Source organism: Streptosporangium sp. NPDC000239, from assembly GCF_040300765.1.
Lineage (GTDB): Bacteria > Actinomycetota > Actinomycetes > Streptosporangiales > Streptosporangiaceae > Streptosporangium.
In genome coordinates this window covers 205,217-225,654 of the sequence record NZ_JBEPEI010000006.1, presented here as the reverse complement: position 1 = coordinate 225,654, position 20,438 = coordinate 205,217, and the positions used below count along the sequence as shown (strand labels likewise).

15 protein-coding genes are annotated in these 20,438 nt (G+C 70.0%); 8 read left to right on the top strand and 7 right to left on the bottom strand.

What is annotated here, in order from left to right; genetic code table 11:
* Window positions 1-4 precede the first annotated feature (4 nt).
* A complete protein-coding gene (locus tag ABT340_RS18220; RefSeq protein ID WP_352011918.1) occupies window positions 5-904 on the top strand; it encodes a branched-chain amino acid ABC transporter permease in 900 nt (299 codons plus the stop codon).
* Entirely contained in the window at window positions 897-2,027 is a 1,131-nt protein-coding gene (locus ABT340_RS18215; RefSeq protein ID WP_352011917.1) for a branched-chain amino acid ABC transporter permease, read from the top strand. The genes ABT340_RS18220 and ABT340_RS18215 overlap by 8 nt, the downstream gene beginning before the upstream one ends.
* 125 nt (window positions 2,028-2,152) lie before the next feature.
* On the opposite strand, the gene ABT340_RS18210 is transcribed toward ABT340_RS18215, so the two are convergent.
* Both ABT340_RS18210 and ABT340_RS18205 read right to left on the bottom strand, forming a co-directional pair.
* Window positions 2,153-3,334 (bottom strand): homogentisate 1,2-dioxygenase, encoded by a 1,182-nt coding sequence (locus tag ABT340_RS18210; protein WP_352011916.1) that lies wholly within the window; start codon window positions 3,332-3,334, stop codon window positions 2,153-2,155.
* Between the two features lie 182 nt (window positions 3,335-3,516).
* The gene (locus ABT340_RS18205) at window positions 3,517-4,209 is read right to left on the bottom strand and encodes an IclR family transcriptional regulator (RefSeq protein WP_352011915.1); all 693 of its coding nucleotides are present in this window, start codon (window positions 4,207-4,209) and stop codon (window positions 3,517-3,519) included.
* Window positions 4,210-4,388: 179 nt separating this feature from the next.
* On the opposite strand from ABT340_RS18205, the gene ABT340_RS18200 reads away from it, so the two are divergent.
* The 4 genes from ABT340_RS18200 to ABT340_RS18185 all read left to right on the top strand — a co-directional run bounded on the left by ABT340_RS18200 (window position 4,389) and on the right by ABT340_RS18185 (window position 9,715).
* A complete protein-coding gene (locus tag ABT340_RS18200) occupies window positions 4,389-5,999 on the top strand; it encodes an FAD-dependent monooxygenase (RefSeq protein WP_352011914.1) in 1,611 nt (536 codons plus the stop codon).
* A 31-nt stretch (window positions 6,000-6,030) separates the two neighbouring features.
* Window positions 6,031-6,504: an OsmC family protein gene (locus ABT340_RS18195; protein ID WP_352011913.1), complete on the top strand. Its 474-nt coding sequence runs from the start codon at window positions 6,031-6,033 to the stop codon at window positions 6,502-6,504.
* A 231-nt stretch (window positions 6,505-6,735) separates the two neighbouring features.
* Entirely contained in the window at window positions 6,736-9,255 is a 2,520-nt protein-coding gene (locus ABT340_RS18190; protein ID WP_352011912.1) for a molybdopterin oxidoreductase family protein, read from the top strand.
* Between the two features lies 1 nt (window position 9,256).
* Window positions 9,257-9,715, top strand: coding sequence for a hypothetical protein (locus ABT340_RS18185; RefSeq protein WP_352011911.1), 459 nt, complete (start codon window positions 9,257-9,259; stop codon window positions 9,713-9,715).
* 5 nt (window positions 9,716-9,720) lie between these two features.
* Here ABT340_RS18185 and ABT340_RS18180 read toward each other — a convergent pair whose 3' ends face one another.
* The 3 genes from ABT340_RS18180 to ABT340_RS18170 all read right to left on the bottom strand — a co-directional run bounded on the left by ABT340_RS18180 (window position 9,721) and on the right by ABT340_RS18170 (window position 13,156).
* Entirely contained in the window at window positions 9,721-10,716 is a 996-nt protein-coding gene (locus ABT340_RS18180) for a DMT family transporter (RefSeq protein ID WP_352011910.1), read from the bottom strand.
* A 162-nt stretch (window positions 10,717-10,878) separates the two neighbouring features.
* Window positions 10,879-12,177 carry a M20/M25/M40 family metallo-hydrolase gene (locus ABT340_RS18175; RefSeq protein ID WP_352011909.1) on the bottom strand — a complete coding sequence of 433 codons (1,299 nt, stop codon included), beginning with the start codon at window positions 12,175-12,177 and terminating at the stop codon, window positions 10,879-10,881.
* Window positions 12,164-13,156 (bottom strand): Lrp/AsnC family transcriptional regulator, encoded by a 993-nt coding sequence (locus tag ABT340_RS18170; RefSeq protein WP_352011908.1) that lies wholly within the window; start codon window positions 13,154-13,156, stop codon window positions 12,164-12,166. The genes ABT340_RS18175 and ABT340_RS18170 overlap by 14 nt, the downstream gene beginning before the upstream one ends.
* Window positions 13,157-13,299: 143 nt before the next feature.
* Between ABT340_RS18170 and ABT340_RS18165 the strand changes: the two genes are divergently transcribed.
* Both ABT340_RS18165 and ABT340_RS18160 read left to right on the top strand, forming a co-directional pair.
* Complete coding sequence (locus ABT340_RS18165) at window positions 13,300-14,589, top strand: MFS transporter (RefSeq protein WP_352011907.1); 1,290 nt, start codon at window positions 13,300-13,302, stop codon at window positions 14,587-14,589.
* Window positions 14,590-15,152: 563 nt separating this feature from the next.
* Window positions 15,153-18,056 (top strand): AfsR/SARP family transcriptional regulator, encoded by a 2,904-nt coding sequence (locus ABT340_RS18160; RefSeq protein ID WP_352011906.1) that lies wholly within the window; start codon window positions 15,153-15,155, stop codon window positions 18,054-18,056.
* Here ABT340_RS18160 and ABT340_RS18155 read toward each other — a convergent pair.
* On the bottom strand, window positions 18,004-19,221 hold the full coding sequence (locus tag ABT340_RS18155; RefSeq protein ID WP_352011905.1) for an MFS transporter: 1,218 nt from the start codon (window positions 19,219-19,221) through the stop codon (window positions 18,004-18,006). The two genes, ABT340_RS18160 and ABT340_RS18155, sit on opposite strands and share 53 nt — an antisense overlap.
* Entirely contained in the window at window positions 19,212-20,426 is a 1,215-nt protein-coding gene (locus tag ABT340_RS18150) for an ATP-grasp domain-containing protein (protein WP_352011904.1), read from the bottom strand. Before ABT340_RS18150 ends, ABT340_RS18155 begins: the two co-directional genes overlap by 10 nt.
* Between the last annotated feature and the right edge of the window lie 12 nt (window positions 20,427-20,438).

The window sequence follows — 20,438 nt, the reverse complement described above, 5'->3', positions numbered from 1 at the left end:
TTTCATGGCACAACTTCTCTCGATGCTGGTGGAGGGCGCGTCACTCGGTGCCGTGTACGCGCTCGTCGCCCTGGGCATCGTCGTCGTCTACAAGTCCTCCAGCGTGGTCAACTTCGCCCAGCCGAGCCTGCTGATGTTCGGCACGTACGTGCTGGCCAGCGCGTACACCCTGCACGGGCTGTCGTTCTGGGTGGCGCTCCCGCTGGGCGTGGCCGCGGCCGCGGTCCTGGCCGTGCTGATCGACCGCCTGCTGGTCAGCAGGTTCCGCAAGACGCACGCGGTGGTCGCGGCGAGCATCATGACCATCGGCCTCGACGTGGTGCTGCTGACCGAGACCGACCGGCGGATCGGCTCGCAGATCCTCACCACCGGTGACCCGTGGGGCAACGCCGTGGTGCGGTTCCTGGGCATCGGCGTCGCCGAGGCGCGGATCGCCGCGCTGGTCGTCGGCGCGCTGCTGCTGGTGCTCTTCCAGCTGTGGCTGCACCGCAGCGACTTCGGCGTGGCGATGCGGGCCACCGCCGAGGACCCGGAGACGGCGTCCCTGATGGGCATCCGGCTCGGCCGGGTCTCGGCCACGGCGTGGGCCGTGGCCGGTGCCCTGGCCGTGTGCGCGGGGCTGTTCATCGTGGCCTATCCGAGCCCGGGTCTGGACACCTCGGTCGAGGCCGTGGCGCTGCGCGCGTTGCCCGCCGCGATCATCGGTGGCCTGGACTCCACCACCGGCGCCATCGCCGGAGGGCTGCTGGTCGGGCTGAGCGAGGTCCTGGTCCGCGGGTACGGAGAGTACCTGACGTTCCTCGGCCAGGGGTTCGAGGAGGCCGCGCCGTACGTGTTGATGCTGGTGGTGCTGCTGATCAGGCCCGCCGGGCTGTTCGGGATACGGGAGGCCGTCCGTGTTTAAGCCGGCGAACACATCAGAGGAGACACGGCGCGGTGCGCGCGCGGGGGTCCGGTGGCGCACGCCGGTCGCGGTCGTGGCGGGCGTCGTCCTGCTCGCCATCCCGCTGTACGCCGACCGGTTCTGGCTCAATCTGGGCTCCTTCGCCTTCGCCGCCGCCATCGGCGCGGTCGGGCTGATGATCCTGGTCGGCCGGGTCGGTCAGCTCTCCCTCGCGCACTCGTTCTTCCTGGCCGTGGGCGCCTACGGGTACATCTGGCTCGGCTCACCGGCGAAGGAGGGCTCCTGGGGGCTCGGCCTGCCCAGCCTGCCCGCCGCGGTGATCGCGGTGGCGCTGGCAGGACTGGCGGGGCTGGCCTTCAGCCCGCTGGCCGGCCGGCTGAAGGGCATCTACCTGGGGGTCGCGTCGCTGGCGCTGGTGTTCATCGGCCAGCACGTGCTGTTCACCGCCGAGCCGCTCACCGGTGGTTACAACGGGCGTAACGTGCCCGAGCTGACCGTCGGCTCGTTCCAGGTGCTCGGCGCCGAGCCCGAGCTCTCGCTGCTCGGGGTGCCGCTGCGCCAGGCCGAGCGCGGGTGGTACGTCACCCTGATCATCCTGGTGCTGACCACGGTGTTCGCCGTGCTGGTACTGCGCAGCCGGGTGGGCAGGGCGTTCGCCGCGGTCCGCGACGGCGAGGTGCACGCGGCGGCGCTCGGCGTGCGGGTGGCGTGGTACCGGTCGGTCGCCTTCACCCTGTCGAGTGTGTACGCGGGACTCGCCGGCGTGCTGCTGGCCCTGCTGTTCCAGCGGGTGGTGCCCGAGTACTGGGACCTGTTCCTGTCGCTGGAGTACCTGGCGATGGTCGTGATCGGCGGGCAGGCGTCGGTGGCGGGAGCCATCGCGGGCGCGGCGTTCGTGTCCTCGCTGCCGCTGCTCCTGCAGCGCTACAGCGACGCGATCCCGGGCATGGGCGGCGCGGTGTCCGACTTCGGGCCCGCCTACGTCGCGCAGATCATGTACGGCGGGCTGATCGTGGTCATCCTGTTCTACGAGCCCAGAGGGCTGGCGGCGCTGGCCACCCGGGCGCGTAAGGCGCTGACGTCCCGCCGCCCCGTCCCGGCCGACCACGCGGCGCCGTCGTGACGGCCCTCATGGGCCCGTCATGACGCCCTCATGACGGGCCCATGAGGGCATCATGACGGCCTTCCCGCTCAGAAGGGCCCCGCGACCGTGGTCGCGGGGCCCTTCTGAGCGGGTGGGCGGGCGTTTCACCCGCCGACGTCGACGCCGGCGCCGCGGGCCCACGACCAGGCGTAACCGGGGTCCTCCGCCTCGTCGAGGTGGGGGCCGAGGTCGAGCGGTTTGAAGGTGTCCACCATGACCGCGTACTCCTCGGTCCTGGTCACCGTCATGCTCTTCTCTGCGCTGCCCGGCTGCGGGCCGTGGATGTAACCGGCGGGGTGCAGGGAGATGGACCCCATGCCGACGCCCGTGCCCGCACGGCTCATGAAGTCGCCGCCGCAGTAGAACAGCACCTCGTCGGAGTCCACGTTGGCGTGGTTGTAGGGGACCTTCACCGCGTCCGGGTGGTAGTCGTACATGCGCGGCACGAAGGAGCAGATGACGAAGCCCGGCCCTTCGAAGGTGATGTAGGTGGGCGGCGGCAGGTGCAGCGCGCCGGTCGAGGGGGTGAAGTCACGGATGGACAGCGCGTAGGGGTAGTTGTAGCCGTCCCAGCCGACCACGTCGAAGGGGTGGTAGGCGTAGGTGTAACGGGTGACGCCACGCCGGTGCCTGACGTACACCTCGGCCGGTCCGTCGGCGGAGGTCAGCTCCTCGGGGCCGCGGATGTCCCGCTCGTTGTACGGCGAGCCGTCCAGGAACTGCCCGAACGGCGACATGAACCGCTTGGGCGGCCTGATGTGCCCGCCGCCGGACGCGGTCACCACGAACAGCCGTAGCTCGCCGCCGAGCAGCCGCCAGCGGTGCGTCGTGGAGGTGGGGATGACGACGTAGTCGCCGTCGCCGACCTCCATCCGGCCGTAGGGGGACTCCAGCACGGCCGAGCCCGCCTCGACGTAGACGAGTTCGTCGCCGACCGCGTTGCGGTACAGGGGGCTGTCGGCGTCGGCGGCGACGTAGGAGATCGTCAGGTCGGAGTTGCCCATCAGGACCCGCCGGCCCAGGATCGGGTCCCCGCCCGGCTCGAAGGCGTGGGTGCGCAGGTGCCGTGGCAGCAGCGGATCGTTGGGCCGCATCGGCCCGCCGTCGTCGGCATGGCTCTCCGCCGCGGTGATGGCGGTCGGGATCCTGCGGTGGTACAGGAACGACTGGGTCCAGCTGAACCCCTCCTCGCCCTGCATCTCCTCGTGGTAGAGGGCGCCGTCGGCGCCGCGGAACTGGGAGTGCCGTTTACGTGGCACCTCGCCAAGACGCCTGTAGTAGACCATGCCCACCTCAATCCGGGGTCGAGCCCTGCGCTCTGTTGGCGTTCTATTATCGGTTACATAGACCGTATATCGGCGATCCTTGCGCACGGACAGAGGGTTGTCAATCGCCCGGACATGCGAAAGGCCCCGGTGCCCGCTCGGGGCTCCGGGGCCGTCGCGCCTGCGTCAGGGCAGGCCGGAGGTCAGGTCAGGCCGAGTGCGATGCGCCCCGCCAGGGCGATCACCTCGCCGGCCAGAACCTTCTCGTCGTGCTTGCGCTCCTTCGGGATCACCACACCGACACTGGCGTCACACCAGCCGTTGACCACGATCGGGGCGGCGATGCCGGTGAAGTTGGGGACCAGTTCGCCGGTGGTGACGACGTACCCCCGGCTTCGCCCGTGGCTGACCTTGTCGCTCTCGCCGGGCTCGGGGGGACGCCCGGCCAGGATGGCGATACCGGTGGCGGCGGTGCCCAGCGGATGCCGGGAGCCGGTGCGCAGGCCGATGTGGAAACTGGCCCGCTTGGGCTCGACCGAGGCCAGGGTGACGGCCCCGTCCCCGTCGGCGACATGCATGACGGCGGTGGCGTCGAGCCGCTCGGCGATCTCGGTGAGCAACGGCCCCGCGACCACCATGAGATTCTGGGAGACCTGGCGCGCCAGGGTGAACAGCCCCATGCCCAGCAGGTAACGTCCCTCACGGTTGCGCCGGACGAATCCACGGTGCAGCAGGGTCGCCAGCAGGCGGGCGGCGATGGAGCGGTGGACGCCGAGCCGGGCGGCGGCCTCGGTCGGCGACAACCCCTGGTCCACCTCCGCGAGGATCTCCAGCAGGCGCAGCCCCCGATCGAGCGTTTGCGCGATTTCGCCAGATCTGGCCGGTTCCTCGGTCACGGTCTCACTCCTAGTCGAAAATCGGGCTACACGAGCGATTATCGCGCCTCCCCCGCTCGCACGCCAACATCGATTCGCGTCGCATCCCGTCGCCCCTCTTGAAGTCCCGCCGCAAACAGGGCAATCTATGACCAATATACGGTCGTAGTAACCGGATATCGGTCACTTCGGAGGTGGCGATGGTTCTGCCGGACAGCTCAGGTTCTTTCCCGCACGTGGTGATCGTGGGCGCGGGGCCCGTGGGCATGGCCACCGCGATCCTGCTCGCCAGGCAGAACGTGCGCTCGGTGGTGCTGGAACGCCGTGACCAGCCGAGCTGCCGGCAGTCCAGAGCCGTCACCGTGCAACGCGACATCCTCGCGCTGTACGACCGTCTCGGCGTGGCCGACGAGATCGTCAACGACGGGATGAGCTGGTCGCTGGGCCGCACGTACTACGGCGACAAGGAGATACTCCAGCTCAGGTTCCCGCCGCACGGCGAGGAGATCTACCCGCCGTTCGTGAACTTCCCGCAGTTCCGCATCGAGGAGCTGCTCCACGACGCGGCGCTCGCGACCGGTCTGGTGGACATCCGGCTGGAGCGCACGGTCACCGGCTTCGAGCAGGACGACTCCGGCGTGCGGGTCACGGCAGACGGCCCCGAAGGACCGGAGACCCACACCGGCGCCTACCTCGTCGCGGCCGACGGCATCGGCAGCGGCGTACGGCGCCGCCTGGGCATCACCTTCGACGGCTGGCAGACCAAAGGACGCTTCCTCGTCGCCGACTTCGAGGCCGAACTGCCGTTCAGGCGGGAGCGGCGGCTGTGGTTCAACCCGCCCTTCTATCCCGAGGGGATCGTGCTCATGCACGGGGTGAGCCGGCGACTGTGGCGGCTGGACTGGCAGATCCCGCTGGACGCCGACGCCGACGTCCTCACCGAGCCCGAGCGGGTGCGGGCGCGGATCGCCACCGTGATCGGCGACCACCCGGTGAAGGTGGTCCGCAGCAACACCTACACCTTCCAGCAGTGCAGGGCCTCGGCCTTCCGCAGCGGCCGCGCGTTCCTGGTGGGCGACGCGGCGCACGTCGTCTCGCCGTTCGGCGCCCGCGGCATGAACAGCGGCATGGAGGACGCGGAGAACCTGGCCTGGAAGCTCGGCCTCGTGCTCAACGGCAAGGCGGGGCACGCGCTCCTGGACAGCTACGAGACCGAGCGGGCGGCGGCGGCCGACCACAACCTGGAGCTGACCGGGGCCTCCATGAAGTTCATGACCCCCGACGGCGAGCCGGGCCGCCGCGAGCGCGACGCCGCGCTCGCGGCCGCCGCCGACGACCCCGGTCAGGCCCACCGGGTGGACAGCGGCAGGCTGTACGAACCCTTCCCCTACTACGACTCGCCGCTGACCGCGCCGACCGTCCTGTCCTCTCCCCGGGTACGGCCGGGTGCGCCGCTGCCCGACCTGCGCTGCGCCGAGGGCGGCCGCGCGACCACGCTGCGCGCCATCACGGCGGGGTCGCTGACCCTGCTCGCCGTACCCGGTCGCGACGGCCTCACCCCCGGCCTGAGCGCCGCGCTCGACGCCGTCCCCGCCCCCGCCTGGGTCCGGCGCCGCGTCCTGGCCCCCGCGCCCGCGGGCCCCGGCACGCTCACCGTGCTGTCCGACAAGATGTGGGACATCTACGCCGGCGAGCAGGATGTCGTCTACCTCGTGCGCCCCGACTGCTACGTGGCGGCCGTCGTCCCGCTGGACGGCACCCCCGTCGACTTCGGCGCGCTGACCGCCGAGGCGTCCAACGCCGCCGGCTGACCACCATCCCGCCCCAACAAGGAGCAGCACCATGATCGACAGCAGCGCCGTCGTCGAGACCTCCCGGGTGAGCGTCGAGGCCGCGCCCGGACGCACCAAGCTGGTCACCGTTCCCCTGGACGGGCAGGTGCCCATGGGCATGCACGGCGGCGTGGCCGAACACTACAAGGTGCCGCTCGACACCATCGAGCCGCACGCCACCACCCTGGACTACCTGGTCGGCGCCACCGCGGGATGCCTGACCGGCACCCTGTCCGGCATGCTCGGACAGCTCGGCCAGCCGACCACCGACGGCGCGCTGACGTCCGAGGCCGAGGGGACCATCGTCAACGACGGCGGGGTGCTGCGGATCGCCGCCGTCCACGTGCGTTACCGGGTACGCCTGGCCGAGGGGGTGGACCCCGCCGAGGTGGCACGCGCCCACGACCGGCACACCCGGCACTGCCCCATCGCGCGAACCATCGGCGGCTGCGTGGAGATCACCACCACCCTGGAGACCGTCTGAGCCCACCTCTCCCTCCGGATCCCGGGCCGCCGGGCGGCGGCGCCGGGCCTGCGGAGCGGCGGATGGACGGAGTGCCGTTACCCTCCCGACCTGGGGTTCCAGACCACTGTGCGGACCGCCCCGTGCCGGTCGCCACGTGCGTCTCGCGTTGAGCACGTCGTGTGACGGGCGCCAGGCGGGGTAGCGCATCTGTCATCCCCATGTCGCGTCCTCCTGGAGGGAGCCGCCGGTATGACCGACCGGATCACCGACCCGTGGGGGGCGCGTACGCCGTACGGCCCTCCTGGCGCGGCCGAGCGGATCGCCGCCTCGCTTCCCGAGGGCGTGCGCGCCCTGCTGCCCGGCGATCCGGTCCGGCACAGTGCCTGGCCGGTGCGGGTGGACGCCTTCCTTGAGGAGGGCGTCCAGGAGAAGGACGTCGAGAAGTGGGTGCAGGCCGCCTCGATCCTGCACTCCAACGGCGACGCGATGGACATCGCCGTCGCCGGAGGCCGGATCGTCGGAGTACGCGGCCGGGCGGGCGACAGGGTCAACCACGGGCGGCTCGACCCCAAGGACCTGTACGGCTGGCAGGCCGCAAACAGCCCCGACCGGCTCACACGTCCCCTGGTACGTGAGGGCGACCGGCTGGTCGAGACGGACTGGGACACCGCGATGGGGCGGATCGTCGCCCGCTCAAGGGAACTGCTCGACGGACCGGGTGGCTGGGGCCACTTCGGCTTCCACACCAGTGGCCAGCTGTTCCTGGAGGAGTACTACACCCTGGGCGTGATCGGCAAGGCCGGGATCGGCACGCCGCACATGGACGGCAACACCCGGCTGTGCACGGCGACCGCCGCCGCGGCGCTGAAGGAGAGCTTCGGCACCGACGGGCAGCCCGGCTCCTACACCGACGTCGACCACTGCGACGCGATCGCGCTGTGGGGTCACAACGTGGCCGAGACGCAGACGGTGCTGTGGATGCGGATGCTGGACCGGCGCCGTGGCCCCCGGCCCCCGGCCATGATCGCCGTCGACCCTCGGGAGACGCCGGTGGCGCGGGAGGCCGACGTGCACCTGGCGGTACGGCCCGGCACGAACATGGCGCTGATGAACGCCCTGATCCACCGGCTGATCGACAAGGGGTGGTACGACGAGGAGTACGTCCGCTCGCACACGATCGGATTCGAGGAGCTGTGCCGGGTCGTGCGGGACTGCCCGCCCGGATGGGCGGCGGAGATCTGCGACGTGCCGGTGCGCTCCATCGAGCACGCCGCGGAGATCCTGGGGTCCTCCAGGAGGCTGCTGTCGACGGTGCTGCAGGGCTTCTACCAGTCCAACCAGGCCACCGCCGCCGCCTGCCAGGTCAACAACATCCATCTGCTGCGCGGCATGCTGGGCCGCCCCGGAGCGGGGCTCTACCAGATGAACGGCCAGCCGACCGCGCAGAACACCCGCGAGACCGGGGCCGACGGCGACCTGCCCGGGATGCGCAACTGGGACAATCCCCAGCACGTTCGGCAGCTCGCCGAACTGTGGAACGTCGAGCCCTCGGTCATCCCGCACTGGGCTCCCCCGACGCACGCCATGCAGGTCTTCCGCTACGCCGAACAGGGCTCGATCAAGCTGCTGTGGGTCTCGGCGACCAATCCCGCCGTCTCCCTGCCCGACCTGGCGCGCGTCCGCCGGATCCTCTCCAAGGAGGACCTGTTCCTCATCGTGCAGGACATCTTCCTGACGGAGACCGCGATGCTGGCCGACGTGGTGCTGCCCGCGGCCACCTGGGGGGAGAAACAGGGCACGTTCACCAGCGTCGACCGTACCGTCCACCTGGCCGACAAGGCGGTGGAGCCGCCCGGCGAGGCCCGCTCCGACCTGGACATCTTCCTCGACTACGCCCGCCGGATGGACTTCCGCGACAAGGACGGCGCGCCGTTGGTCAAATGGCACGATCCCGAGTCGGCGTTCGAGGCGTGGAAGGCGTGCTCGGCCGGGCGTCCGTGCGACTACACCGGCATCACCTACGAGCTGCTGCGCGGCGGAAGCGGTGTCCAGTGGCCGTGCACGCCCTCGGCTCCGCGCGGCACCGAAAGGCTCTACACCGGCGGACGCTTCAACACCGACCCCGGCTACTGCGAGGACTACGGGCACGACCTGCTCACCGGCGCCGCCTACGACGAGGAACGCCACCGGGCCATGGAACCGCGGGGGCGGGCGTTCCTGCGGGCCGCGCCGTACCAGCCCTCCCCCGAGGTGACGAGCGAGGAGCATCCGGCGCTGCTGACCACCGGCCGCACCGTCTATCACTTCCACACCCGCACCAAGACCGCCCGCGCGCCCCAGCTGAACGACGCCGCCCCCGAATGCTGGGTGGAGATCGCCCCCGGTGACGCCGCCGCGCTGGGGGTGGCCGAGGGGGACCTGGTTCGTGTGGAGTCTCCCCGGGGGGCGCTGGAGGCCAGGGCCAGGGTGTGCGGGACCCGTCCCGGGGTGGTGTTCGTGCCGTTCCACTACGGCTACTGGGACCGTGGCGAGCCCGGCCCCGGCGGGGAGGCCCCCCGCGCGGCCAACGAGCTGACGCTCACCGGCTGGGACCCGGTGTCCAAGCAGCCGATCTTCAAGGTCGCCGCGGTCCGGGTGACCAGGGTCTCCTCCGGGGGCGGGGTGCCTTCCGCCGCCCCCACCGTCGGCGTCGTCCCCGCCGACCCACGGGTCCCGGCCACGAGGGGCGGGCCCGCCGCGCAGGTCCGCGAACGCGTCGAGGAGGCGTGACATGCACCTGGCGCACTATCTTGGGTTGCTGCACAGGTCGCAGACCGAGCTGGCGGACGCCTTCCGCGAGGTCGGGCGGGGCCATCGTGACGAGCCCGACGTCCATCACGTCTGCGAGCGGCTGGCCGGGCAGTGCGACGAGCACGCCCGCAGGCTGGCGCCCTTCGCCCGGCGTTACTCCGAGAAGGCTCCCGACGAGCCCGAGAGACTGCACGCCACCCTGTTCTCCGGCACCCGCACCGGCGGCCTGGGACTGCTGCGCGACCTGCACGACCTTTACCTCATGGCCGCCGAGTGCGACATCTCCTGGACCCTGATCGGTCAGGCCGCGCAGGGGGCGCGGGACGAGGACCTGCTCGGCGTCGTCGAGGTCTGCGAGAAGGAGACCGCCGTCCAGCTGCTGTGGCTGCGCACCCGCATGAAGCAGGCCGCCCCCCAGGCCCTGGTGGTCGCCTCGTGAGCGGCCTACCGCCGCGCCGCTCCGCCCGCGTCCTGGGAGGACTCGCTTCGTGACGCCGGTTCCGGAGTCCTCCCCCGCACGGTGGGCCGCCGCGTGCGCAGCGCGTGGAGCAGGCGGGCGGACGCGCCGCCGTTCTCGGCCGCGAGTACGGCCAGCAGCATGAGCGCCGCGCCGGACCATCCGACGACGGTCAGCCGGTCACCGGCGAGCCAGAAGCCGAACAGCCCCGCGAAGACGGGTTCGGTGGTCAGGAGCAGGGACGTGCGCACCGGTGAGGTGTGCCGCTGCGCGTAGGACTGGACGAAGTAGGCCAGGGCGCTGGCCACCACCGCGGTGAAGGCGATGGCCCACCAGGTGTCGGTGGCCGTCGGTGTGACAAGCCCGCCGGTGGCCGAGGCGACCGCGAGCGCGGCGATCCCGCAGACGCCCAGCTGCACGACGACCATGGAGCCCACGGGAAAACGGCGGACGGTCCTGTCCGTGACGATGATGTGCGCGGCGAAGCCCAGGCTGCAGCCCAGCGTGAGGGCGTCGCCGTCCGGGCTCCAGGCGCCGCCGAACCCCGACAGGAGCAGAAGCCCGCACGCGGCCAGGGCGATGCACACCCACACCCGGCCGCTGACCGCCTGGCGCAGCACGAGCCAGGCGAGGATCGGGGTGAAGACCACGGACAGGCCGGTGATGAATCCGGAGTTGGACGCGGTCGTGTAGGCCAGTCCGACGGTCTGGAGACCGTACCCGGCCGTGAGAAGGGCCCCCAGCGTGAGACCGGCCCGCCAGCCGGCCGCCGGAAGCCGCCGCAGGTCCCTGCCGTAGGGCACCAGCAGTACGGCCGCCGCCGACAGGAACCGGAGCGCGATGAACGACCACGGCGGAACGTCCCGGATGGCGTCCTGGGTCACGGTGAACGTCAGGCCGAAACAGAGGGCGACGCCGACGAGGCCGAGCTCGGCGACACGTCTGCTCCGTGTCCCGGCCTGACCGCCGCTGGGGGTTCTCACGTGGCTGAATTCCTTCGTCTTGCTGAGCCTGCCAGGGGATCTCCGGGGCTTCGCCCCAGCAGTGGATCATGCCAGGCGGCTCTCGCTCCGGCGGCCCGGTCCAGGGCGCGCGAGCCGCGGACGAGCCGGGACGGCGCGCCCCGGCTGCCGGACCCCGCGACGTCAGTAGGTCGAGAGCAGATGATGCAGGACACGCACGCCGAAGCGGAGCGCGGACTCGGGAACACGTTCGTCCACCCCGTGGAACATGGCGGCGAAGTCCATCTCCGGCGGGAGCCGCAGAGGGACGAACCCGTACCCGTGGATCCCCATCCGATGGAAGGTCCTGTTGTCGGTCCCCGCGGACAGGCAGTAGGGCACGACGCGCCCCTGTGGATCCTCGGTCCTGAGCGCGCCCAGCATGGCCTCGACCAGCGGGGTGTCGAACGGAGCCTCCACCGCCTCCTCGAAGTCGATGCGCTCACTGGACACCCGGGGCCCGGCCAGCCGGTGGAGCGTGTCGAGGAAGTCGTCCTTCAGCCCCGGAAGGAAACGCCCGTCGATCTCGGCGACGGCCAGTTCGGGCACGACGTTCGTGGCGTACCCGGCGTGGAACTGTGTCGGATTGGCCACGTGGCGCAGTGAGGCCCCGATGAAACGGGCCGTCGGCCCGAGTTTGCCGAGGACACCGTCGATGTCGTCCTCGTCGAACGGCACGCCGCAGGCGTGGCAGATCTCCTTGAGCATGCGGAGGGTCGTGGGGGTCAGCCGCTGCGGCCAGTGGTGGGCGCCGATCCGGCTCACGGCCGCCGCCAGCTCCGTCACCGAGTTGTCCGGGTGGATCATGGAGCCGTGACCCGCCTGGCCCTCGGCGCGCATGCGAATCCACGCCAGCCCCTTCTGCGCCGTCTCCACCAGGTAGAGCCGCAGGTCGGGGGCGATCGAGACGGAGTAACCGCCGACTTCGCCGATGGCCTCCGCGCATCCCTCGAACAGTTCCGGGTGCTCGCGCACCAGGAACCGTGCGCCGTGGTCCCCGCCGGCCTCCTCGTCGGCCAGCCAGACGAAGACCAGGTCCCGCCGCGGCCGGATTCCCCTGCGCACCATGTCGCGCACGACGGCGACCATCATCGCGTCCATGTGTTTCATGTCGACGGCCCCGCGGCCCCATATCCAGCCGTCGATCACCTCACCGGCGAACGGGGGCACGGTCCAGTCACGCGGGTCGGCCGGGACGACGTCGAGATGCCCGTGCACGAGCAGCGCGGGAAGCCCGGGCACGGTCCCGCTCATGCGGACGATCACGTTGCCCCGGCGAGGCTCGCTCTCGATGTAGGTGGGGTCGAGGCCGACCTCGCCGAGCCACCGCATGACCAGCTCGGCCGCCTCGCGTTCGCCGGGGCCGTCGCTGCCGAGATTGCTGGTGTCGATCCGGATGAGCTCGGCGCACATGCGTACGGTCTCGTCCTCAAGGACCGTCATGCGGACTCCTTGTCAGAAGGCCGTCCTTCGGCAGGTGCCCTCGTTTGTAGGCCCGGGTGATGAACGCCATGTCCACATCGACCACGTCGGTCAGTCCTCCGACGACCCGGGTGACGAATCTGTACAGGTCCGCCTCGTGGGCCAGGCAGACCTCGACCAGGAGATCATGGCTGCCCGCGATGGCCGCGCAGTAGCGGACTCCGGGATGGCGGGCGAGCGCCCTCCCCACCTCGTCCAGGCCGGCGGGACGCACCTCCAGGCCGAGCTGGGCCTCGACGCGCAGGCCGAGCAGCGCGGGTTCCGCCTCGACGCGCAGGTGGACCATCTGCTGTTCCAGCAGCGAGGTCACCTTACGCCGAGCGGTCGGTACCGAGATGCCGAGTTCGTCGGCGATCTGGGTGTAGCTCATGCGGCCGTCGCGCACGAGCATCTCCGCCACCTGGCGGTCGACGCCCCCGAAGTCGACCCGATCCGGTAGCTCGGCGAGCAGCGGGACACCCAGGGCCCCCACCGCGGCGCACTCCTGCTCGCTGAGCAGGGGGGCGTGCCAGTCGGCGACCGTGGTGAACGTCCTGAGCACCACCTGTGCCTCGGTGGCCCGTACCCCGGGGACGGCCGGTATCTCGTCGGCGAGGATCCCGTGCAGGTTCCGCAGCGGACCCTCTCCCGAGGCGACGAGTTCGCACCACAGATCGGCGGCCCCGGTGATCGCGAAGACCCCGCGTACGTCCGGCCGGGCGGCCAGGACACGGGCCGTGGCGTCCACCGATCCCGGTTCCGTGCTGACGCGTACGTGCACGGGGCTGCCGACACCGGCGCGCAGGTCGTCGTAGGTGGCCGTGATCCGGATGGCGCCGACGGCGAGCATGCGCTGCACGCGCCGCGCCACCGTGCGTTCGTTCTCACCGAGCACCCGCCCCAGGTCCCCCCAGGTGGCCCGGGGTGAGATCTGCAGCGCCGCGACGAGACGACGATCCAATTCATCAAGTATGTCGGAATCTAACATCCAGAACCTCAATATAGCGCTTTCGTAAACATTAATACCACTCCTTGCCTCAATATGTCATCAGGTGCAAACTTCTCGGCATACAGCCAGCCGTCAGACGACGAAGGAGTTCAGTGGTGACGGTCGACTCCGCGGTCACTCCCACCCTCCGCAGCCGCACACGCCAGTTACTGTCCACCTCAGCGGGAAACCTGGTGGAGTGGTACGACTGGCTGGCGTACGCGTTTCTCACCACTTACTTCGCGGATCAGGTGTTCCCCGACACCGGGCACAGCCTCGTCCCCCTGCTCAGCGCCTTCGCCGTCTTCGCGGTCGGCTTCGTCATGCGCCCGATCGGCGGCCTCGCCATCGGTGCGATCGCCGACCGCGCCGGCCGGCGCCCGGCCATGACCCTCACCGTCGCACTCATGGGCGTGAGCCAGCTCGCGATGGTCCTTCTGCCCACCTACGCGCAGGCCGGGCTGTTGTCCCCGCTGTTGCTGATCGTCATACGCCTGGTCCAGGGATTCTCCGTGGGCGGCGAGTTCGCCGTGTCGTCGGTGTTCCTGGTGGAGTCGGCACCCCCCGGCCGGCGCGGGCTGTTCTCCAGCTTCAGCTACTTCAGCTCCAACCTCGGCCAGCTCATGGCGGCCGGCGTGGCGAGCCTGCTCGGCAACATGCTCTCCATGGACCAGATGTCCTCCTGGGGATGGCGGCTCGCCTTCGCCCTGGGGGCGCTGCTTTCCCTGCTCGGCCTGTGGGTCCGATACGGAGCCGAGGAGACGTACGTCCACGCCGAGGCGATCAGGAAGGGCGCCGTGGACAGGCCGGGACTCTTCGACTTCCTTCGCAGGCATCCCAAGGAGTCGATGCTCATCGTCGGCATGACCGCGGGAGCCACCGTCAGCTTCTACACCTGGTCCATATACCTGCCGACGTACGCCACGATCACCGCAGGCGCGGACCCGGCGCGGGCGCTCACGGTGAGCACGATCGCGCTCGTGTTCTTCACGGCGATCCAGCCCCTCGGAGGGCTGCTGGCGGATCGCGTGGGCAGGAAGCCCCTGCTCGTCGTCTTCGGAGCGGGCTTCACCGTGCTGACGGTCCCGATGCTCGGCATGCTGCAGGACTCCTTCTGGAATCTGCTGCTCATCTCGTGCGTGGCCATGGTGCTGCTGACCGGTTACACCTCGGTGTGCTCAGCGGTCATGGTCGAGTTGTTCCCCTCGAAGGTCCGCACGACGGGCATCGGTTTTCCCTACGCGCTCACCGTGGCGCTGTTCGGCGGCACCGCACCGTACGTCGCCACGATGCTCGCCGACGGGGGGCACGGACAGGTCTTCGGCTGGTACGCCAGCGCGCTCACTCTTGTCTCCACCGTCGTCTACATCCGCATGCGCGAGACCAGGGACACGGTGCTCGACTGAGTGAACCGCCCCTGGTGGCCCGGTAGGCCCGGTACGAGCGCGGACTGACCCGAACCCGCGAGCGGCGCCTCCGGGCCACCGCGCGTGCCGGGGCGGCGCGTTCCCAGGCACGCCGAGGCGAGCACGCCAGGACGCCGGGCGCGCGTGCCACCGCGGGGACGGAGCCGCCCGGCGCGGGCGTAGGTCGGCGCCCCCTGCCGTCCGCGCCGCTCCCCTCACCTGGAGTAGTCGTCTCCGCCCGGATCAGACAGGGCGTACCGCAGCGGATGACACGCCATAGGCCATCCGAAATCAGCAAATAAACACCGAACCTACCAACCCATAACCAATCAACAGACGACCTACAATGTCGGGAGACGGGGTTCGTAGAGAAGTTGAGCACTTGGCTGATTAAAGCCCGACCGCATCCTAGAAGGTTTTCCGCCCGAAAATCCCGCATGAGATATACATACTCGTCCGACAGTTATGTCTGACGCCCCGTTGGGGCCTTCGTCATGGAATGGATCATGGTGGATGATGAGATTCATCGAAGAGCCGTCGACGGGTCGCCTCCGGCTTCGGCAGTGGATCACCTCCCCCCTCGCCTCCTGTTCCAGGTCCTGGGGCCTCTCCAGCTGACGGTCGACGGCCGTTGTGTCCCCCTGCGCGGCACCAGACTGCAGACGACCCTCGGCCTGCTGTTGAGCCAGCCGAACAAGGCGGTTTCGGACAGTCATTTAATCGACGGACTGTGGCCGGAGAATCCCCCGCCGTCGGCGGCCGCGAACCTCCGCGCCTACATACGCAGCCTGCGGCAGCTTCTCGGCGATCCGCAGAGGGTGGCGCGCATGTCGCGCGGATATCTGCTGCGGGCGGAGCCTCACGAGATCGACGTTCTGCATTTCGCCGAGCTGACCGCCCAGAGTGATCATTTCATCGAACAGGGGGACATCAGGCGGGCGGCCGACCTGCTCCGGCAGGCACTGGACAAGTGGAGCGGCCCAGCCTATTCAGGGCTTCACGCCAGCGGCCCGCTCCGCACCGAGGCCGCGGTCCTGGAGGAGCAACGTTTCAGATCCGCTCACCGGTGGGTGGAGCTGGAGATCAAACTCGGGCACCACGCGGAAATGATACCGATCCTTCTCCAGCTCATCGAAGACTTCCCCCTGCGCGAAAAGCTGCGCGCCCAGCTGATGGAGGCCCTCTACCGCGCCGACCGGCAGGCGGAGGCACTGGAGGTGTACCGGGAGACACGGGCGCTGTTCATCGAATCGCTCGGCATCGAACCGGGCCAGGAACTACGGGAACTGGAACAACTGGTACTGCGCGGAGGCTCCCTGGCGGAGGGGGAGCCTGCGGAGCCCGTCGTGACGTCACCCCCTCGCAACATCGTCCCCGCGGACACCGCCGACTTCACCGGCCGGGACAAGGAGGTCGCGTTGCTGTCCGAGTGGCTGACCGGCTCTCCTGGAGGCACTCCTCCGATCGTTGTCGTGTCCGCACGCGGAGGCGCGGGAAAGACCACCCTGGCGGTCCACATGGCCAACCGTCTGCGGAACAGGTTTCCCGACGGTCAGATCTACGTCCATCTGCGCGGCGCCGAGACGACGCACCGGACGATGCCCGAGGTCGCGCTGGCCAGCATGCTTCGCGCCCTCGGGGTACCCGACACCCGGATTCCGGAGAACCACGACGAGCGTGGGGGCATGCTCCGGGCGATACTCTCTGACCGGAGAGTCCTGCTGATCATCGATGACGCCGGCGACGAGAGTCAGGTGATGCCTCTCATACCCGGCATGGGCGGATGCGCCATGCTGGTCACCAGCAGACGCAGGCTCACCGCCATCCCCGGAGCGCGCCTGCTGGAACTGGAGCCTTTCACCGAGGACCAGGCACTCAGGTTCCTGCGGCACATGGTCGGTTCCAACCGGATGGACGCCGACTCCAAGGCGAGCCTCGCGCTCACCCGTCTCTGCGGACGGCATCCGCTGGCGTTGCGAATCGCCGGAGCCCGTCTCGCCGCCAGGCCGCACTGGTCGCTGGCCCGGATGGTCAGCAGGCTCACCGACGAGCACCGGCGATTCGACGAACTCGTCCACGGAGAGCTCGACGTACGGGCCAACCTGATGGTCTCCTACAGGGCGCTGCAGCCGCGAGCACGTCTCCTGCTCATGCTCCTGGGGGCCCTGGACGCCGTGGACCTTGAGGAGTGGGTGGCGGTCACGTTGCTGGACAGCTCGTTCCTTGAGGCCGAGGACCTCCTCGACCAGCTCGTGGACAGCCATCTGGTCAACACCGCGACCACGCCTTCCGGGCGGGTCCGCTACAGCCTGCACGATCTGATCCGCATCTTCGCGCGTGAGCGCGCCCAGCAGGAGCTCGCGCCCGACGATCTCCGGGAGGCGTTGCAACGCGCCTTCGGCGCGCTGCTGACCGTCACGGAACACGCCCACACGCTCCTCGCGGGCCGCGACCACCTGGTGGTGCACAGTAACGCCCCCCGCTGGGAGGTCGGCCCCGAGGTGCTGGACGACATCGTCACCGATCCCGTGGCGTGGTGCGAGACCGAACTGACGAACATCTCCGCCGCGGTGCAGCAGACGGCGGCGCTGGGCCTTGACGAGCTGTGCTGGGACATCGCGGTGACGGCGGCTCCCCTTCTGGAGGTACGCCGTCATCTGGACGAGTGGCAGCACATGCACGAGATCGCGCTCGCCACCGTGAGGGCCGCCGGCAATCCGCGCGGGGAGGCCGTCATCCTGACCGAGCTGGGCGAGCTGAGCCTGGGGCTTCACGACCACCGCAGGGCGGTCGACTTCCTGGAGGACGCCGCGCGCATCCTCACCGGCCTGCAGGACAGGCACGCCCACGCCCTCGCCCAGCTGAAGCTGGCCGCACTGGACCGGCTGGGCGGGCGGCTCGACATGGCCCTGCGGCGGGCGCAGGACAGCGTGACCGTCCTGAACGATCTGGGTGACCTGGGAAACCAGGCACTCGCCCTTCGGCAGATCGGGCAGATACACACCCAGCTCGGCGAGCACTGTCGAGCCCGGGAACACTTCGAACGAGCGCTGAGCGCGGCCGAACAGGCCGGAGCGTCCCGCCTCGTCCAGCAGATCAACTACCGGCTGGGAGAACTTGACGTGGAATGCGAACGGCCGCAGGCCTCCGTCCCCCGTTTCGAGGCCGTACTGGACTTCTGCCGCTCCATCGGGGACCGGGTCGGCATGGCCTACGCCTTCTACGGACTGGGCCGGGCGCAGGCGGCCATGGGGCGGCTCCAGGAATCCGGTCAGACGCTCGCCCTCGCGCTGACGCACGCCGAGGACACCAACGAGCGCATCGTCGAAGCGGAGATCCATCAGTACCTCGGCAAACTCGCCCACGCCCGTGGCCGGGCGGCCGAGGCGGCGGGGCAGTTCCACATCGCGGGCGTCATCTTCCGGGAGCTGGGTGTTGTGCCGCGGAAAGACGACGCGTTCCCATGACGGCGGCGAGTGCGACGACGACACAGCAGAGGAGCGGCGTCAGGAAAACCCGGTTACCGCCGTACTCGTCCGCGGTCCATCCCGCCATCGGCGCGCCGAGCGCCACCCCGGCCCCGAGACCGGTACTGATCCAGGTCATCCCCTCGGTCAGCCTCTCCGGGGGAACCAGCCGCTCGACCAGGCCGGTGGCGAGGATGAGGATCGGCGCGCACGCGGCACCGGAGACCAGGAGCACACCGCCCAGGACGTAGAGATTGTCCGTCACCAGCATGGGCGCCGTCGTCAGCGTCAGCAGGATCGCCGCGGCCGTCAGCTGCCTGGGGACGCTCCAGGAAAGCCGGCGCCTGCCGAAGAGGACGCCGGAAATCCCGCTCCCCAGCGCGTAAAGCGCGAGAATCCAGCTCGCCAGCACGGTCTGACGGTGTTCGGTGGCGAAGCCGACGACGGCCACCTCAACGGACCCGAAAAGACCCCCCATCGCCGTGCAGACGGCGACCACGGCCCACAGCCCCCGCGCCTTGAGAAGCACGCCGCCACGGCGTTCGGAGACGGTCACGACCGGCGGCTCGGTGGCTGTCCGCGAGGCGAGCAGCCGGCATCCCGTGAACAACAGCACGGCCGCCGCCACGAGCCCCGCCTCGGCTCCCGCCACCAGGGACAGGTTGACCGCGAGCACCGGTCCCACGATGAAGATGAGGTCGTCGACCACGGACTCCATCGCGTACGCGGTGTGGAGCCGATCGGTTCCCTGCAGCAGGTGAGCCCACCTGGCACGCACCATGGAGCCGACGTTGGGCATCAGACCGACCAGCGCGGCGCAGCCGAAGAGCGTCCAGGCAGGCGCTCGCAGCGAACCGCAGACCACCAGGCCCGTCAGCCCGGTGACGGCGGCCAGCGACGCCGGCACGACCACCCGGCGCTGCCCCAGGCGATCCGCCGCTCGCGACAGCGGTGGCCCGAAGACGGCGTAACAGAGCGTCTGGGTCGCGGTGACGGCACCGCCCAGCCCGTAGGAACCGTACCGGGCGGCGACCATGATCACTATGCTGACGCCGATGACGGCCACGGGAAGCCTGGCCAGCACCCCCGAGACCGCCATCCCTCTGGCGCCGGGAACCGCGAGCACCCGCGCGTAGGGAGCCAGCGGCGAGGAGATCACACGCATGACCGCTGCACCGGTTCCGTGACGCAGACGAAGGCGTCCAGGGTGGCGTTGATCGCCGACTCGACGTCCGCGACGGTCCCGGCACGGTAGCGGAAGCGGCCGAGAAGCTCCTCGCCACCGGACGGGCCGTCGAAGCAGTGGCCGGGTTCGAGGAGGTCCTCGCCGTACAGCCCTTCGATCGTCCCGGCGAGGGAGGGCCGCGACAGCAACCGGTGTCCCGCGGGGCCGGGAACCTGCAGGTATCCAGCGATCTCCCGGCTCTCGGACGAAACGCCGATGGTCTGCGGGCGCTCTCCGAGCTGCAGCCGGATCCAGTCGCCGATGACGTCCACCCCGTAGACGTCCCGCAGGACGAACGCGATCTCGCCACCGCCCACCCGTGCCGCCACCTCAAGGAACACCGGCCCTGACGCGGACTCGATGATCTCCAGGTGGAACGCCGAACGGTGAAGACCGAGCCCGGTCAGGCAACGCAGCGTGAAGGCGAGCATGGCGTCGGCCACCGGCCCCTCCTGCACGGCGGACCCGAGCGGTGTGCCACGGCTGTACTCGTAGCAGGTGTTGACGTAGCGCGACGCGCGGGCGAAAAGGAACCGATCGGCTTCGACGATCCCGTCGACGTGCCAGATCGGGCCGTCGACGTACTCCTCGACCTCGTAGTCGTCGTGGCCGGACCGTTCGAGCTCCGTGAGAACCTCCGACAGTTCGAAGGAGTTGTGAACGATGTGGCAGCCCTTGCTCGCGGTCTGCGCGCGCGGTTTGACGACGACGGGCCCGCCCACGCGTCGCCGGAACTCCCCGATATCGGCGGGTGACTTCACCGTCGCGAAACGCGGGACCCGTACGCCGGCGTCGGCCAGGACGGTTTTCATGGTCACCTTGTCGCGAAAACGCCGTACCCGGGAGGAGTCGTCTCCTGGAACACCGCAGACCTCCCGGATGCGGGCACCGGTGGTCAGGTCGAACTCCGACAGCGCGAGGACCAGGTCGAACCTTCCGCAGGCCTCCTGGACGGCCTGGGCCGCGGCGACCACCTCAGCCTCGTCGTCGAGGCCGTCCAGCACGGTGACGTGCCGCGCCTCTTCCGGAATCCACGGCAGATGCGTGGGCACGGTCACGTAACACACCTCGTGACGGAGGTGGTCGACGTAGTCGCCGTAGGCCGAGAACTCATCGTCCCACCGGTTCACGACGAGGACTCTCACATTGCTCTCCTT

Coding starts and splice junctions, on each gene's coding strand:
- ABT340_RS18220 (WP_352011918.1), top strand. CDS start 5: ATGGCACAACTTCTCTCGATGCTGGTGGAGGGCGCGTCACTCGGTGCC.
- ABT340_RS18210 (WP_352011916.1), bottom strand. CDS start 3,334: ATGGTCTACTACAGGCGTCTTGGCGAGGTGCCACGTAAACGGCACTCC.
- ABT340_RS18200 (WP_352011914.1), top strand. CDS start 4,389: ATGGTTCTGCCGGACAGCTCAGGTTCTTTCCCGCACGTGGTGATCGTG.
- ABT340_RS18195 (WP_352011913.1), top strand. CDS start 6,031: ATGATCGACAGCAGCGCCGTCGTCGAGACCTCCCGGGTGAGCGTCGAG.
- ABT340_RS18190 (WP_352011912.1), top strand. CDS start 6,736: ATGACCGACCGGATCACCGACCCGTGGGGGGCGCGTACGCCGTACGGC.
- ABT340_RS18185 (WP_352011911.1), top strand. CDS start 9,257: ATGCACCTGGCGCACTATCTTGGGTTGCTGCACAGGTCGCAGACCGAG.
- ABT340_RS18175 (WP_352011909.1), bottom strand. CDS start 12,177: ATGACGGTCCTTGAGGACGAGACCGTACGCATGTGCGCCGAGCTCATC.
- ABT340_RS18155 (WP_352011905.1), bottom strand. CDS start 19,221: ATGCGTGTGATCTCCTCGCCGCTGGCTCCCTACGCGCGGGTGCTCGCG.